Genomic DNA, 16,333 nt, shown 5'->3' on the forward strand with positions numbered 1-16,333 from the left:
CTATACAAATTTCTTCACAGATTCCGTTACCAGCTTCTTGAATCTGGGAGCTGCCATATCCGCAGCTTCCTGTACTTCCTCATGATTCAGAGGCTGATCTGTCATTCCCGCCGCCAGATTACTGATACAGGAGATGCCACAGATCCGCATTCCCATGTGGTTGGCAGCAATTGCTTCCACCACTGTGCTCATGCCTACCGCGTCACAGCCAAGTGTCCGGAGCATACGGATCTCTGCCGGAGATTCGAAGGACGGGCCGGTCAGCTGGGTATAAATACCCTCCTGTAAATAGATACCGTTCTCCTTCGCGGTCTCACGGATGATCTGCTGTAAGTCCTTGTCATACACATGGCTCATATCCGGGAAACGCAGTCCCAGTTCATCCATGTTGGCACCGATCAGAGGATTGGGGGCAAACACGGAAATATGATCTCTGATCAGCATCAGGTCACCGGCATGGAAAGAAGTATTCACACCGCCTGCCGCATTGGTCAGAAACAGAATCTCAGCGCCTAACAGTTTCATCAGTCTGGTGGGCAGTACCACATCCGTCACATCATAACCTTCGTAGCAATGTACTCTTCCCTTCATACACACCACAGGAATCTCATCGAGATAACCGAAGATAAATTTACCGGCATGCCCCGGTACGGTGGAAACAGGAAATCCCTCGATCTCCGCATAAGGGATCTCTGTCACCACACGGATCTGTTCCGCATAATCGCCCAGGCCCGATCCCAAAACAATCGCCACCTTAGGTACAAAATCCGTCTTTTTTCTCACACACTCATAACAGTTCTGTAATTTTGCATATACCTGATTCATCTATATCCTCCGTTTAGCCGTATTTTCATGCAATTTAGCAAATATTCTTCCTGTTTTTCAGAAAAATAAAGCAAAGTCAACAAAGGTATTATACAAAATGCACGGGAAAAAAGCAATGGAAAGCTAACATCCCATACAATTTCTCCGTGCTTCGCACTCTCGAAATTGTAACCCACATTCGCATTTCGGACTATCGTCCTCCCCTGCTCATGTGTGTTTACTCCCCTCATAGAAAGTCTGTTTTGCCTGCAGGCAGTCTTGCAGACTTTCCATGGGTGGGTTATGGAATCATATAATAATACAAACCATGCCACCGTTGCTGTCGTTGACGATCTTTTGCATGGTATCCTGGAGTTTCAGCTGGCTCTCTTCTCCGATGGAAGCAACTTTCGTGGTGATGCCGTCATCCACCAGCTGTTCCACAGTCTTGCCGAAGATATTAGTCTCCCAGATACCGTGCTCCGCCTCCGCCTGATCGATAAACTGGATCAGATCCTGAGCCTGCTGTTCTGTGCCCACGATGGGAGCGATCTCTGTCTCGATATTTGCGCGGATCATATGTATGGAGGGGCTGCTGGCCTTGATTTTGACACCAAACTTGTTGCCATGTCGGATCAATTCCGGTTTCTCCAGTGCAATGTCTTCTCTGTCCGGAGTCACAACGCCGTAGCCTTTGATCTTCACCATGGACAATGCATCCTGCACCTTCGTATATTCCTTTTTCATTTCTGCCAACTCTTTTAGTTTATTCAACAGTTGGTATTCATCCTCTACGTTCTCTCCTAACATTCCGGAAAGCATTTCGTAATAATACCTGTCGTCGATTCCTACCTGTACCGGAACAATACCGTTCCACAACTGCACCGGCTCCATCTTGCAGCTTTGAATATAATCTCCCTGCAATTCCACAGGGTGTCCCGCCACATCCCGAATCCGGTCATAGCTGTTCATCAATTCCCGGATCTGTCTTAACAGGTCCTGTTTTACCGCATGATCCACCGGAAGCATATCCATCCATTTCGGGAAATAAAATTCCACTGCTGTCAGAGGAAATTCATACAGGATTTTTTCCAGAAGGCGATTAATATCTTCCTTTTTCAGTTGCTCGCAGTTCACCGGCATCACGGCCACATCGTATTTCTTCCCGATTTCCTCCGCTACCTGTCTGGTCTCCTCGGAATAAGGTTTCTGGCTGTTCACCAGCACAAGGAAGGGTTTTCCAGACTTTTTCAGCGCCAGGATTGTCTTCTCTTCCGCTCCCAGATAATTGCTTCTGGGAAGTTCCCCGATGCTGCCGTCCGTAGTGATCACAAGACCGATGGTGGAATGATCCCGCATGACTTTATCCGTGCCGATCTCTGCCGCCTGGGTAAACGGAATCTCTTCCTCCGACCAGGGAGTCTTCACCATGCGCTCCGCATCTTCTTCCATGTGTCCCGCCGCACCGTCGATCATATATCCCACACAGTCGATCAGCCGTACCGATACTTCAATATCATCATTCAGTCGCACCTTTGCCGCTTCGTTGGGAATAAACTTTGGCTCCGTAGTGGTAATGGTCTTACCTCCCGCGCTCTGAGGCAGTTCATCCTGTGCCCGCATTCTGGCATGTTCATCCTCCATATAGGGCAGCACCATTTCATCCATAAAGCGCTTGATAAATGTAGACTTTCCGGTCCTCACCGGTCCCAGTACCCCTATGTAGATTTCCCCTCCCGTCCTTTGTTGTATATCCCGATACAGATCGTATGTATTCACTGCATAGTCCATAAAAATACCTCCTGCCATTGGTGTTATATGTATATGCAGGATGCAAGCAATTATGAATTAACTAGAGAGTTAGTGAAATACATTGGCAAAATCCACGAACTCCCGGAGCATGCGATACACATGTCTCGATGTAAGGTCTCCGGATGTGAATTTTCTACGAAAAGTGATGAGTAGTTCTCGTCATGACGGGGCCGCCTACAGTCGACATCCATGTCGACAATCGGCTGACGCGTACATCGTGTCCGCTTTCCCCCTGTCTTTCAGCACTTTTCTAGAAAATATCAACATCCTCCGACAAACATCTTCGACATGGCACCGCATACGCCGGGAGTTCTGCGTTTTGGAAAGCTTTCAAAAAACCAGTAGCCCCGGCTGGGTATAAGAATAAGCAGTGCCGCGTTTCTTATACCCTGCCAAGGGCTACGGGATTATTTCACTAACTTTCCATTTAACGCAAAAACACGCTGCCTAAATCGGCAGCGTGTCCCGTTCTTATTTTTACGCCAGCATCATGCGGTCATTGGCGAATTCTCCGCCGCTGACTTCCTCGAACTTTGCCAGCAGATCCTTCACCTGAAGATTCTTCTTCTCTTCCCCAGCCACATCGTAAATCACTTTGCCTTCGTGCATCATGATCAGGCGATTGCCGTGAACGATGGCATCCTTCATGTTGTGAGTTACCATCATGGCGGTCAGCTGATTCTCTGCGATGATCTTGTCGCTGATCTCCAGTACCTTGGCTGCGGTCTTGGGATCCAGTGCTGCGGTATGTTCATCCAGCAGAAGGAGCTTGGGCTGCTTCAATGCTGCCATAAGCAGTGTGATGGCCTGACGCTGACCACCGGATAACAGCCCCACCTTGCTGGTCATACGGTCTTCCAGTCCCAATCCAAGAGTCTGCAGCTTCTCGCGGAATAACTCTCTGTCCTCTCTGGAAACACCCCAGCGAAGGGTTCTCTTCTCACCGCGACGTAACGCAATCGCCATGTTCTCTTCGATATCCATGGTAGCTGCGGTTCCCGTCATGGGATCCTGGAATACTCTTCCCAGATATTTTGCTCTCTTGTGTTCTGGCAGGTTCGTAATATCCGTACCATCAATGATGATCTTGCCGGAATCGATGGGCCATACGCCGGCGATGGCATTCAGCGTGGTGGACTTACCCGCGCCGTTACCACCAATGATCGTCACGAAATCCCCGGGATTCAGATTTAAGTTTACTCCATTCAAGGCCACCTTCTCGTTGATGGTGCCTCTGTTAAATACTTTATGTACGTCCTGTATCTCCAATGCGTAAGCCATTACTTTGACGCTCCTTTCCGAAGTGTTCTCTTCTCCTTCAAGTAAGGAATTGCCAGGAAAATGGCAACTACGATAGCGGAGAACAATTTCATATCCTCTGAAGGCATCTTCAGCCACAGTACGAACTGATATACCATATAGTAGATCACAGCGCCCAGAATAACCGATGCCAGGGTAAATGCGAACGCAAGCTTTCTCTTGCTGGCAAACTTACCGAAGAGAACCTCACCGATGATAACAGCTGCCAGACCGATAACGATAGCACCGCGTCCCATATTGACATCCGATGCCCCCTGGAACTGGCCGTACAGTGCACCGCACAGTCCTACCAGACCGTTGGAGATCATCAGTGCCAGCACTTTGATGAAATTGGTATTGATGCCCTGTGCTCTTGCCATATTACCGTTACAGCCCGTAGCACGGATAGCATGACCCTGTTCTGTTCCAAAATACCAGTACATCACAGCGATCAGTGCCAGTAAAAATACGATCATTCCCAGGAAAAACAGAAGTCTGCTCACCGAACCGTCCGTCACATAACGCAGAGATACCACCAGCGGATAATTATCTACGCTGACCGGCTGGTTTGCTTTGCCCATGATATTCAAATTAATGGAATACAGGGAGATCTGCGTCAGAATACTTGCCAGAATTCCGGGGATTCCCAGTGCGGTGTTCAACAGTCCCGTTACCATGCCTGCCAATGCTCCGGCCAGGAAAGCAATGGGCAGCGTAGCTATAGGAGAAACTCCCGCACGAATCAGCATAACGGATACCGCAGCGCCGGTTGCAATGGAACCATCCACGGTCAGATCAGCGAAATCCAGCAGGCGGAAGGTAATATACACTCCCAGTGCCATGACTCCCCAGATCATTCCCTGTGCTATCGATCCCGGCATTGCCCTGAACAGGGAAAGGGGATTCAGTGACATAAAGTAAGACATTTCTTTTTCCTCCTAAAACTCCAGATAGGGATATCGCTGTTACGCGCTATCCCTATCGAAGTATATTTTGTTAGAACCGTACTTAAATACCTGTATAACTCTTACTGAATTGCTACGTAATCATCGGGAACGGTGATACCCAGCTCCTCACAGATCTTGGCATTGTACTTCTTGGTAACATTGGGAGCATAACGTACATCCATAGTAGTGATGTCTGCGCCCTCAGCCAGGATCTCGTAAGCCATCTCACCGGTAGCATATCCCAGATCGTAATAGCTGATGGATAAGGTTGCTACGCCACAGCCGTTGCAGATACCCTCTTCACCTGCAATAACAGGGATCTTAGCGGGAGCTACGACATTATATACAGTCTCGGTTACGGATGCCAGTGTGTTGTCGGTAGGGATGTACAGAACATCGCACTCGCCTGCGGCAGCCGTGGTAACGGACTGTACTTCGTTGGTATCGGCGATAGCATACTCTTTATATGCAATACCATCTTTGTCCAGAGCAGCCTCAAACAGCTGAATCTGATACAGAGAGTTAGCTTCTGCGGAGCAATATAACAGACCAACCTGCTTTACATCCGGGAACAGTTCCTTTAACATAGCTTCCTGCTCTTCAATAGGAGCCAGATCAGAAGTACCGGAAATATTTCTGCCGGTAGCACCGGACCAGTCGGAGATCTCCAGTGCGGTAGCATAATCCGTTACGGAAGTACCTAAGATGGGGATCGTGGTGGTAGCTGCTGCTGCACTCTGTAAAGGAGAGGTTGCATTGGCAAGGATCAGATCCACACCATCAGATACGAACCCATTACAGATGGTAGCTGCGGTGGTCTGCTCACCCTGTGCATTCTGCAGATCAAATTTTACATTATCACCAAGCTTTTCTTTTAAAGCATCCTGGAATCCCTGGGTTGCTGCATCTAGAGCTTCATGCTCAACCAGCTGGCAGATACCGATGTTATATACCTTGCCATCTGTGGAAGCGGCACTAGTAGCTACTGCTTCACTCTGGGCTGTGCCGGTAGCTGCTGCGGTGGAAGCAGTTCCGTTATCGGTGCTGCCACAACCTGTCAGGACAGATGCTGCCATTACTGCGGTAAGTACTACAGATAATAATTTCTTTTTCATAATAAATGTCCTCTTTTCTGCGGATCTTACGATCTGCTTACTGTAATGCGCAGACGCTTTACCCCGTCAAAGCGTTGCACTGATAAATATCATAACCCATAAAAGGACATTCGTCAATCAAAATTCATCGATGCTTTGAATAATAATGATCTAATTTTTAGATATTATCTTTTTTCACCACATCTCCGGGTCTTTTGAAGATATGTCCAGCAGGGATCACCCCTCTGACACAGGAAGTAGGATACACGTTGGAATTGCGTCCGATGACTGTTCCGGGATTCAGTACGCTGTTGCAACCCACTTCTACATGATCTCCCAACATGGCCCCCATCTTCTTCAGCCCGGTTTCAATCTTCTCTTCTCCGTTCTTTACAACCACCAGCGTCTTGTCGCTCTTCACGTTGGAAGTAATGGAACCGGCTCCCATATGGGACTTGAAGCCCAACACACTGTCTCCCACATAATTATAATGTGGCACCTGTACTTTATTGAACAGAACCACGTTCTTAAGTTCCGTGGAATTGCCAACTACCGCGCCTTTACCCACAATGGCATTGCCACGGACAAAGGCACAGTGACGGACCTCCGCTTCTTCATCAATGATCAGCGGACCGTTCAGGCAGGCGGTAGGAGCTACCTTCGCGTTCTTTGCCACCCAGATATCCTCGCCTCTTTTTTCATAAATTTCTTCCGGCAGTCTCTTACCCAGTTCCAGAATGAAATCGTGGATTCTGGGAAGCACCTCCCAGGGATATTCTGCCTCGGTGAACAGATCTGCCGCAATGGTCTCCTTCAGATCATACAGATTCTCAATCGTAATATTTTCCATGATAATTTCTCCTCATCTTTATTCCTTATTTTTGGCATTGGATTGCTTTGTCTTCTTCTGATAAAATTCTTCTGTAGCCTGGAACTGTCTCCATAGCACTCCCTGATTGTTCAGGCTGCGTACAGCGGTAGTTCGCCTTCCCACAAAATCCGTCAGCTTTCCCATGTACTCTTCCGGTGTGATCACACCATCCGCCACCATGGTAAGCCCCTTTTCCCAACTGGCCGTCAGTGCCGGATTTAAAAGTGGTCTTATGGAATCCGATACCACGTCATAGATCATCTCTCCCATCTGGGTGGGAGTCAGCACCTGGGTCTTCTTGTTCAGTGCCAGATATTCGATATTCACCAGTTTCTTCAGGATCTCCGCTCTCGTGGCGCTGGTGCCGATGCCGCTTCCCTTGATCTGGGCCCGCAGTTCTTCGTCCTCGATAAACTGACCCGCATTTTCCATGGTCAGGATAATGCTTCCCGAAGTGTAACGCTTGGGCGGCGAAGTCTCGCCCTCCTTGATCTCATAGGTATCCGCAGTCAGAGAATCTCCTTTTTTCAGATGCATCAGCAGATTGGTAAGCTCTGCATCACATTTTTCATCAGCGCTTTCATTCTCATTCTCTTTATCTTCCTTCGGTGCCGTATTCTCCTTCTTAAAAGAGAAGTTCGCCACCTTCAGATACCCTTCCTGTACCAGTACCTTAAAGCTGGCAAAAAAGTTTTCTTCCTTTACCTTCACTGTCAGAGAGAACTTCTGATAGACTGCCGGAGGATAGAAAATACTCAGGAACCGGCGTACAATGACCTCGTACACTTTTGCCGCCGTAGGGGCCAGACCTGCCAGATTGTTCAGTCCCTGTCCCGTTGGAATGATGGCATAATGATCCGTGATCTGCTTATCATTCACGTAACGTGTCTTCGCAATATTCTTATAGGTCCCCTGCTCTAACACTTCTTTGGCAAAAGGAGTGGCCAGAGCATAGCTGCGTAAGCCACCGATATTCTTGTGGATTTCCTTTGCCACCGCCGTAGACAGGACTCTGGCATCCGTTCGGGGATAAGTGGTCATCTTTTTCTCATACAGTTCCTGTACGATCCGCAAAGTCTCATCCGGGCTGATCTTAAAGTATTTGGAACAGTCATTCTGTAACTCCGCCAGATTGTACAGAAGCGGTGCATTCTTGTTCTCTTTTTTCTTCTCAATGCCGGTGACAGTCACCGGGCCCACCGGTTCTGCGGTAAGCTCTGCGATCAGACGCTCGGCATCCTCTTTTTTCTTGAAGCCGTTCTCTTTATACAGTGCCGGAGAATTATAATATTTCGAGCCTTCCACTGCTCTCCACTCTGCGGTAAAGGGCTTCTCCTGTAATTTAAAATTACCGATCACCCGGTAAAAGGGAGTCTTGGTGAACGAACGGATCTCCCGCTCTCTGTTCACGATCATTCCGAGGACACAGGTCATGACACGACCCACAGAAATCACTGCCCGGTCTCTTTTGAGATACCCTTTTACCGTGTTGCCGTATTTTAACGTCAGGGCTCTGGAAAAATTGATACCCATGAGATAATCTTCCTTGGCCCGCAGATAGGCAGCATTTCCCAGATTGTCGTAGGCTGAGAGATCTTTTGCCTCCCGGATTCCACGTAAGATTTCTTCCTCCGTCTGGGAGTCGATCCATACACGTTTCCGTTCCTTGTCCTGTACGCCCGACATCTGCTCCACCAGACGATAGATGTATTCTCCCTCTCTTCCGGAGTCGGTGCAGACATAAATTGTCGTAACATCCGGCCGGTTCAGCAGGGAACTTACGATCGTATACTGTTTTTTCGCACTTTCAATGACTTCGTATTTGAATTCCGTCGGTAGAAAAGGCAGGGTGTCAAAGCTCCATCTCCGGAACTTTTCATCATACACCTCCGGATAACTCATGGTCACCAGATGTCCCACACACCAGGTAACGATAGCCTCTTCCGATTCCAGATAGCCGTCTTTGGAACGCATATTGTATTTTAAAGCATTGGCAAATTCTCTTGCCACGCTCGGTTTCTCTGCAATAAATAAATTTTTACCCACGTAATACCATCTTTCCTGTCTTACGAGTTCTCATCCACGGAATGCACCAGTATCTGTACCGTTCCTTCCGTTAATGTCTTCTCATATCCATTCTCGCTAAATATCAGAATGCTGTCTGCAGTCACATGTTCCCTCTTCATGGATGCCTGCAGCACATCATAATCTTTCGAAGTATAACATACCGTGCCGGAATAATCCACCACGATCTTTCTGCCGGTGTCCTCCCTGCACAGAAAATAGATTTTCCCCTGTCTGCTGTTCCAGAGTTCAACCGTCCGGAAACGTCCCTGCAGCACTTCCTGACAGATCCGGCGATAGGTCAACAGTTGAAAATCATTATATTCTTCCCGGATGTATTTTTCATAAAATGTACTGCCTTCTGTCCGCTCAGACGTCTGATGCGGAAACAGGAAGCAAAAATAAAACCGGACAAACGCATTACAGATCTCATATGTACCGGGCAGCACCTTCTCCACCAGCTCCAGTTCCATCAAATTCTTCAGATATACACTGATCTTGGCCCGGGAAAATCCGGTATGTGCATACATATCGTTCAGTTTTCCATGTCTTCCGTCTGCCAGCGTTGCCAGAATGGTGTCATAAACTGCCGTCTCCCGCAATTCCTCCGACAGCCATTTTATCATAAGCTCCGGCAGAAAGCTGTTCCTCTGTAAAAGCAGCCGGATCAGATTTTCTTCTGCCGAATTCTGCGGATAAAGCAGCCGCCACAGTCCCGGCAGCCCTCCCAATGTCGCATAAAGCGAAATACTTTCCTGTACCGTATAGTCGGAAAATATCTTACGCATGGCGGAAAAAGGCAGTTCCTTCACCTTCAGAAATCCGCTGACGGAAAATGCCAGATTTCCCACTTTGGAAATCATGCTGTTCTCCACCCAGCCGGAGGCATAGGTGGTCAGGATCACTAACAGTGCTTCTTTTTTCTCCTTCAGGAACCGGATCAGTTCCTGCAAAAACAAAGTATCCCCTTTTAAAAGATACTGAAAATTCTCTATGATAAGTACTTTCTTATCTGCTGTCGTTTCGCCTTTCTGTATTGTCATGCATTCCAGCAATTCCCGCCAGGAAGGATACTCTGCAATCTCCTTTCCCCGGCTTCGCAGTTCCCGTCCCCACAAATATTGTTGTTCTCTGGAAGAACAGTTTCCCGCACTATAACGCAACGTCTGTTTTTTCTCCGTAAAAGAGGTTAAGAGAGCCGTCTTGCCAACGCCTCTCTGTCCATACACCACCAGGATCTGACTCCCTGTTCTCTTATAATGATTTTCCAAAAAAGCTGTTTCCTGTTCCCTTCCAGTCAGCATGGCAGCCTCTTTCTTTCTGACCCAGCAGATCAGTACATCTTCTGCAACAGTTGTTCGATCTCTTCCTGTGACAACGGCTTTCCAAACAGATATCCCTGAATGATATCACACCCGACGGCCCGCAGATATTTATACTGCTGTTCTTCCTCCACGCCTTCCGCAATGGACTCAAATCCCAGGGATTTCACCATACTTACAATAGACTCCGTAATAATCCGGGTCGCAGAATCCGTCAGCAGCGTGTCGGTAAATGATTTATCAATCTTCAGCGTATTGATAGGCAGCTTCTTTAAGTAAGACAGGGAAGAAAATCCTGTTCCGAAGTCATCCAGTGAAATGCGAATCCCGTACTCCTTCAACAACTGCATTTTCTCGGTAACTGCACTGAAATCGTCGATCAAAATGCTTTCTGTGATCTCCAGTTCGATTTCATCCGGATCCACATCGTATTTATGAATGATATTCAGCAGGGTTTCCACAAAATCTTCCTTCTGGTACTGCAACGCGGAAATATTCACTGACAGCACAAAAGGAACTCCGTAACGGTTCCTCCATTCGGAAAAAGTACGGATACTCTGTTCCAGTACCCAGTTGCCGATAGGAATGATCGTTCCGTTCTTCTCCGCAATGGGAATGAATTTTGCCGGACTGATCATTCTGCCGTTGCCATCCTTCCAGCGGATCAGTGCCTCCACGCCCCGCAGTTTACGGTTGCCCGCATAATACTGGGGCTGATAATACAGCAGAAAATTATTCTCAAAAACAGCCTCTTTTAATTTGCTGTCCAGTTCTACATTTTTCAGGAAATCGTTCAGGATCGGCGTATCGAAATACTGGATCCGGTTCTTGCCCATGGCTTTTCCCTTGAACATTACGATTTCCGCACAGTTGATCAGTTCCAGTGCGGAAGTCGCAGCCTCCGGATATTCCGCCACACCGACACTTACGGTGATGTTCAGAACCTGCCCGCCCACCAGATAAAACGGCTCCCTGGTGCGCTTAACGATCTTCTTATGAATATGTTCCACACTTTTGTTCCCACAAGGATCATAAATGGCCATGCAGTAGACATCACTGGTCAGGTGGCAGACGATCACATCATCCCCGTTAAATTCCTTCAGAAAAGAGCCAAACTGCTGTACCAGTTCGTCCCCCGCCACGATTCCCAGTCCGTCATTTACCTTGCGGAAATCATCAATATCAATAACAAGCACGCTGACCAGCCGGTTATCCTCTTTGGCCCGACGAAGAAATTCGGTCAGAAGACGCACAAAATAATTACGGTTGTACAGTCCAGTCAGACTGTCGTAATACGCCATGTAGAGAAGCTCTTCGTTCTGTGTTTTCTGTTTGGTGATATTCTGTACCACAATAATCTGATCCGTCGGCCTGCCATCTTCGTAGAAAATCCTGCTGGAAAACTGCAGCCAGGTCTTCTTTCCCCTCTGCATACATTCCACAGAGTCCGTCTCCCGACCGCTCTTTTCCAAAAACAGCATTTCCCGAAGTGCCAACACATACGGTTCGTCCACCATCTCCTGAAGTTTTACAAAATCTCTTCTGTCCAGAATCTGGAAGTCAAAGAAATCATCCCATTTTCCCAGCGTAGTGACTGTATTCTTTTCAAAAGAATAGTAGATATAAGCATAATCCATGGTATCGCACAACAGACGATACATTCTCTCCTTAGCGCTCAGTTTCTGATTCATTGCGCGCATAAGATCCAGCTGATAGCGTAACTCGTTCATAACCCCACTCACCCTTTATTTTTTGGTGATGTAACCCTGTGCTTTCAAAAGTTCTGCGCAAAGCAATGCTCCCCCAGCTGCTCCACGTAAGGTATTGTGTGACAAACCTACGAACTTGTAATCATATACGGTATCTTCTCTCAGACGACCTACACTGATACCCATACCGTTCTCGAAATCAACATCCAGAGCCACCTGAGGTCTGTTGTCCTCCTCCAGATACTGGATAAACTGCTTCGGTGCGCTGGGAAGTCCCAGTCTCTGAGGCTCACCGCTGAAGGTGACCAGTTTCTCGATCAGCTGCTCCTTGGTGGGCTTCTTACGGAATTTAACAAATACGGCTGCGGTATGTCCGTTCAATACCGGAACACGGATGCACTGACAAGTGATCACGGGAGAAGTTGCGGGAACGATCTTATCGCCTTCCACTTTACCCCAGATACGTAAGGGTTCTTTCTCACTCTTCTCTTCCTCACCACCGATGTAAGGAATGATATTGCCTACCATCTCGGGCCAGTCCTTAAAAGTCTTGCCTGCGCCGGAGATTGCCTGATAAGTGGTTGCTACCACTTCGTAAGGCTCGAATTCCTTCCATGCGGTCAGAACCGGTGCATAGCTCTGGATGGAGCAGTTGGGCTTTACAGCGATAAATCCTCTGGTGGTTCCCAGTCTCTTCTTCTGTGCCTCGATGATCTGGAAATGTTCGGGATTGATCTCGGGTACTACCATGGGAACATCGGGGGTCCATCTGTGGGCACTGTTGTTGGATACCACAGGGGTTTCGGTCTTTGCGTATGCTTCCTCGATGGCCTTGATCTCATCCTTGGTCATATCTACCGCACTGAATACGAAATCAACCTGTGCGGCTACTTTTTCTACTTCATTGACATTCATGACTACCAGCTTTTTCACAGCTTCGGGCATGGGAGTGGTCATCTTCCAACGGTCACCCACGGCCTCCTCATAAGTCTTGCCTGCGGAACGAGGGCTGGCAGCAATGGTCGTTACCTCGAACCAGGGATGGTTCTCCAACAGAGAGATAAATCTCTGACCTACCATACCGGTTCCGCCCAGGATACCTACACGTAATTTTTCACTCATTTTTCATTTCCTCCTCATCTTTGTGCATTTTTATTTTATCTGCAAAAGACCTGTTCAGTTTCCACTTACTGAATGCGGTCTTCCAAAGCCTGTTGATATACTTCTATGGCATTTGTTTTCAGGTATTCTTTATTTTTCTCAATGACCTGCTTCATCATTTCCGCACCGGGAGCACCGATGGTCAGCCGCTTTTCCACACAGGTCTTTAAGGAAATGGCATCGTAAATGTCCTCATCAAACTTATCACTGATGGAACGTAATTCTTCCAGGCTCAGGGCATCAATGGAAGTATCCTTTTCAATACAATACAGTACCAGGCGTCCGATAATGCCGTGAGCATCCCGGAAAGGTACGCCCTTACCTACCAGATAATCTGCGGCATCCGTAGCATTGGTAAATCCGTTCATGGCACTCTTTGCCATACGGTCCTTACGGAACTTCATGGTCTTTATCATGCCGGTAAATAAGGCAATACAGTCCGCTGCGGTATCCATGGCATCAAAAGCCATCTCCTTGTCTTCCTGCATGTCTTTATTATAAGCAAGGGGCAGTCCCTTCATTGTGGTAAGTAACGCCATCAGGGCACCGTAGACTCTTCCGGTCTTGCCTCTTACCAGTTCGGCGATATCCGGGTTCTTCTTCTGAGGCATAATGCTGCTTCCAGTGGAATAGGCATCGTCCAGTTCCACGAACTGGTACTCATTGGAATTCCAGATAATGATTTCTTCGCTGAAACGGCTTAAATGCATCATGATCGTGGAAAGTGCGGAAAGGAACTCGATCAGATAATCTCTGTCCGCCACGGAATCGATACTGTTTAATGTCGGTCCTTCAAAACGAAGCAGCTTTGCGGTATACTCACGGTCTAACGGATACGTGGTACCGGCCAGTGCTCCTGCTCCCAGAGGACAATAATTCATACGTTTGTAAATATCGGCCAGACGCTGTCTGTCCCTCTTGAACATTTCAAAATAGGCACCATAATGATGAGCCAGAGTAATGGGCTGTGCCTTCTGTAAATGGGTGAATCCCGGCATATAGGTCTCTAAGTTGTTCTCCATGGTGTCCAGAATGGCTTCCAGAAGCTTTTCCAGAAGTCCGTCTGTCTCTGCCACTCTCGCTCTGGTATAGAGACGCATGTCCAACGCCACCTGGTCGTTACGGCTGCGTCCGGTGTGAAGCTTTTTTCCTGCATCACCGATCCGGTCGATCAGGGTTGCCTCTACAAAACTGTGGATATCCTCCTGGGTTTCGTCGATTGTAAGCTTTCCGGCATCCACATCCTCCAAAATACCGGTCAGTCCTTCGATAATGCTCTTTTTCTCCTCCTCGGTGAGGATTCCCTGCTTTGCCAGCATGGTGGCATGTACGATACTTCCGGTGACATCTTCATGAAACAATCTCTTATCGAATGTTATGGACGCATTGAAATCAAATACCAGCTGATCGGTCTGTTTCGTAAAGCGTCCTCCCCATAATTGTGCCATGGTCATTCTCCCATCTTTTTATTCTGTCAGCAGCCTATCAGACAATTTTTCTCATAGACATTGATTGCAATTAATCATATCACAAACGACACTTTAATGCAATACAGTGAATTTCATCACTTTCGGGTAGCAAAAACACTTTTTTCTTTTAAATTCATACTATAACAATAAATATTCAAGTTAAGGAAGTATGCCTTTTTATGGGAGCTCTCATCGAATTAAAAAACATAGGTTACTCCTATCATAATCTGGCGGGCGAGACCGGTGCCATAAAAGATGTCTCCTTTCAGGTGGAGGAAGGGGAATTTGTCGCTTTAGTAGGTCCCAGCGGCTGCGGGAAGTCCACGCTGCTGTCTATCATTGCGGGACTGCTTGCTCCGGAGACCGGCACCATCGTAGTCAACAATCCCGACGGATCCCTTCACTATCCCCGTGTCGGCTATATGCTGCAGCACGATCATCTCTTCGAATGGCGTACCATCTACCAGAATGTCACTCTGGGACTGGAGATTCATCATGCTCTTACCAAAGAGCGTACCGACTATGTGAAACAGCTTCTGTCCGACTATGGTCTGGAAAGCTTTCAGGATAAACGTCCCAGCGAATTGTCCGGCGGCATGAAGCAGCGTGCTGCCCTGATCCGCACCCTTGCCCTGGATCCCCAGCTGCTCCTTCTGGATGAACCCTTCAGCGCCCTGGATTACCAGACCAGGCTCATGGTATCCGCGGATATCTGCCGGCTGATCCGGCAGGCTGGTAAGACTATGATTATCGTCACTCACGATCTGTCGGAGGCCATCAGTCTGGCCGACAAGGTCTATGTACTGTCTGCGAGGCCGGCGACGATCAAGGCCGTTCTCCCCATCCGGCTCACGCTTCCGGATGCATCACCGCTGGCTGCCAGAAATGCGCCAGAATTTCCATATTATTTCAAACAACTCTGGGAGGAATTAACGGATGAGACCACAAACTAAACAACCTCTGACCGTTCAGGAACAATATCTTCGAAAACACAAAAGCCATCACAGACAGGTCTCCTTCCTGCGCTTTTTTCTTCTGGGAATCTTTTTACTCCTGTGGGAAGTAAGTGCAGATCTTGACTGGATCGACAGTTTCTTTTTCTCCAGTCCCCACAGAGTCATTCTGTGCCTTGGAGAATTATGGACAGAGCGATCCCTTCCGATGCATATCGGTATCACACTGTTAGAAACGATCCTGAGTTTCCTGCTGGTATTTTTCGTCAGTCTTCTGTTATCCACTCTGCTGTGGTTTTCCAGGCAGCTGTCGGAGATCTTAGAGCCTTATCTGGTACTGCTCAACAGCCTTCCGAAATCCGCTCTGGCTCCTCTGTTTATTGTCTGGCTGGGCACCGGGATCAACACCATCATCATTGCTGGAATCTCTGTGGCAGTATTCGGATCCATCATCAGCTTTTACACCGCCTTTCATCAGGTAGATCCGGAAAAGGAGATTCTGATCCGCACACTGGGTGGAAACCGCAAGGATATCTTTTTCAAAGTGGTACTGCCGGGATCCATTCCCACCCTGCTCAGTACCACCAAAGTCAATATCGGGCTGTCCCTGGTAGGTGTTATCATCGGGGAATTTCTCGCCGCCAGACGGGGACTGGGCTACCTGATCATCTACGGTTCCCAGGTCTTCCAGCTGGATATGGTGATCAGTTCCATCTTACTGCTATGTGTGATTGCCATGCTGCTCTATCTGCTGACACAGTCTCTGGAACATTACAGCAAAAAGCACCGCAACTGACCTTTCGGAGATCCGCAGGCGTTTTCGACTTA

13 protein-coding genes are annotated in these 16,333 nt (G+C 48.0%); 2 read left to right on the plus strand and 11 right to left on the minus strand.

Translation table 11 applies throughout. The features are described 5' to 3' along the window. The 11 genes from OCV96_RS12815 to argH all read right to left on the minus strand — a co-directional run bounded on the left by OCV96_RS12815 (position 1) and on the right by argH (position 14,531). Positions 1-825, minus strand: coding sequence for a purine-nucleoside phosphorylase (locus tag OCV96_RS12815; RefSeq protein ID WP_119623684.1), 825 nt, complete (start codon positions 823-825; stop codon positions 1-3). A gap of 288 nt (positions 826-1,113) precedes the next feature. Beyond that, positions 1,114-2,583, minus strand: a complete 1,470-nt coding sequence (gene spoIVA / locus OCV96_RS12820; protein WP_317239300.1) for a stage IV sporulation protein A — start codon at positions 2,581-2,583, stop codon at positions 1,114-1,116. A gap of 510 nt (positions 2,584-3,093) precedes the next feature. Beyond that, positions 3,094-3,897: an ABC transporter ATP-binding protein gene (locus OCV96_RS12825; protein ID WP_022312967.1), complete on the minus strand. Its 804-nt coding sequence runs from the start codon at positions 3,895-3,897 to the stop codon at positions 3,094-3,096. Then, positions 3,897-4,841 carry an ABC transporter permease gene (locus OCV96_RS12830; protein WP_118504713.1) on the minus strand — a complete coding sequence of 315 codons (945 nt, stop codon included), beginning with the start codon at positions 4,839-4,841 and terminating at the stop codon, positions 3,897-3,899. Before OCV96_RS12830 ends, OCV96_RS12825 begins: the two co-directional genes overlap by 1 nt. Before the next feature lie 101 nt (positions 4,842-4,942). Then, positions 4,943-5,977: an ABC transporter substrate-binding protein gene (locus OCV96_RS12835; protein ID WP_262594681.1), complete on the minus strand. Its 1,035-nt coding sequence runs from the start codon at positions 5,975-5,977 to the stop codon at positions 4,943-4,945. A gap of 157 nt (positions 5,978-6,134) precedes the next feature. Further along, on the minus strand, positions 6,135-6,806 hold the full coding sequence (locus OCV96_RS12840) for an LbetaH domain-containing protein (protein WP_022312970.1): 672 nt from the start codon (positions 6,804-6,806) through the stop codon (positions 6,135-6,137). Between the two features lie 18 nt (positions 6,807-6,824). Next, entirely contained in the window at positions 6,825-8,873 is a 2,049-nt protein-coding gene (locus OCV96_RS12845) for a DNA topoisomerase (RefSeq protein ID WP_262594682.1), read from the minus strand. Between the two features lie 20 nt (positions 8,874-8,893). Next, positions 8,894-10,195: an AAA family ATPase gene (locus OCV96_RS12850; RefSeq protein ID WP_117466481.1), complete on the minus strand. Its 1,302-nt coding sequence runs from the start codon at positions 10,193-10,195 to the stop codon at positions 8,894-8,896. 29 nt (positions 10,196-10,224) lie between these two features. Further along, positions 10,225-11,943 (minus strand): putative bifunctional diguanylate cyclase/phosphodiesterase, encoded by a 1,719-nt coding sequence (locus tag OCV96_RS12855; protein WP_117466480.1) that lies wholly within the window; start codon positions 11,941-11,943, stop codon positions 10,225-10,227. A 15-nt stretch (positions 11,944-11,958) separates the two neighbouring features. Continuing rightward, complete coding sequence (asd, locus tag OCV96_RS12860; protein WP_022312974.1) at positions 11,959-13,044, minus strand: aspartate-semialdehyde dehydrogenase; 1,086 nt, start codon at positions 13,042-13,044, stop codon at positions 11,959-11,961. Between the two features lie 65 nt (positions 13,045-13,109). Continuing rightward, positions 13,110-14,531, minus strand: coding sequence for an argininosuccinate lyase (argH, locus tag OCV96_RS12865; RefSeq protein ID WP_118731278.1), 1,422 nt, complete (start codon positions 14,529-14,531; stop codon positions 13,110-13,112). A gap of 200 nt (positions 14,532-14,731) precedes the next feature. Between argH and OCV96_RS12870 the strand changes: the two genes are divergently transcribed. Beyond that, positions 14,732-15,505 (plus strand): ABC transporter ATP-binding protein, encoded by a 774-nt coding sequence (locus tag OCV96_RS12870; protein ID WP_117466478.1) that lies wholly within the window; start codon positions 14,732-14,734, stop codon positions 15,503-15,505. Beyond that, complete coding sequence (locus tag OCV96_RS12875) at positions 15,489-16,301, plus strand: ABC transporter permease (RefSeq protein WP_118669524.1); 813 nt, start codon at positions 15,489-15,491, stop codon at positions 16,299-16,301. Before OCV96_RS12870 ends, OCV96_RS12875 begins: the two co-directional genes overlap by 17 nt. The last annotated feature ends 32 nt before the right edge of the window (positions 16,302-16,333 follow it).

The organism is Waltera acetigignens, from assembly GCF_025567015.1.
In the GTDB taxonomy this organism is placed as follows: Bacteria; Bacillota; Clostridia; order Lachnospirales; family Lachnospiraceae; genus Acetatifactor; species Acetatifactor acetigignens.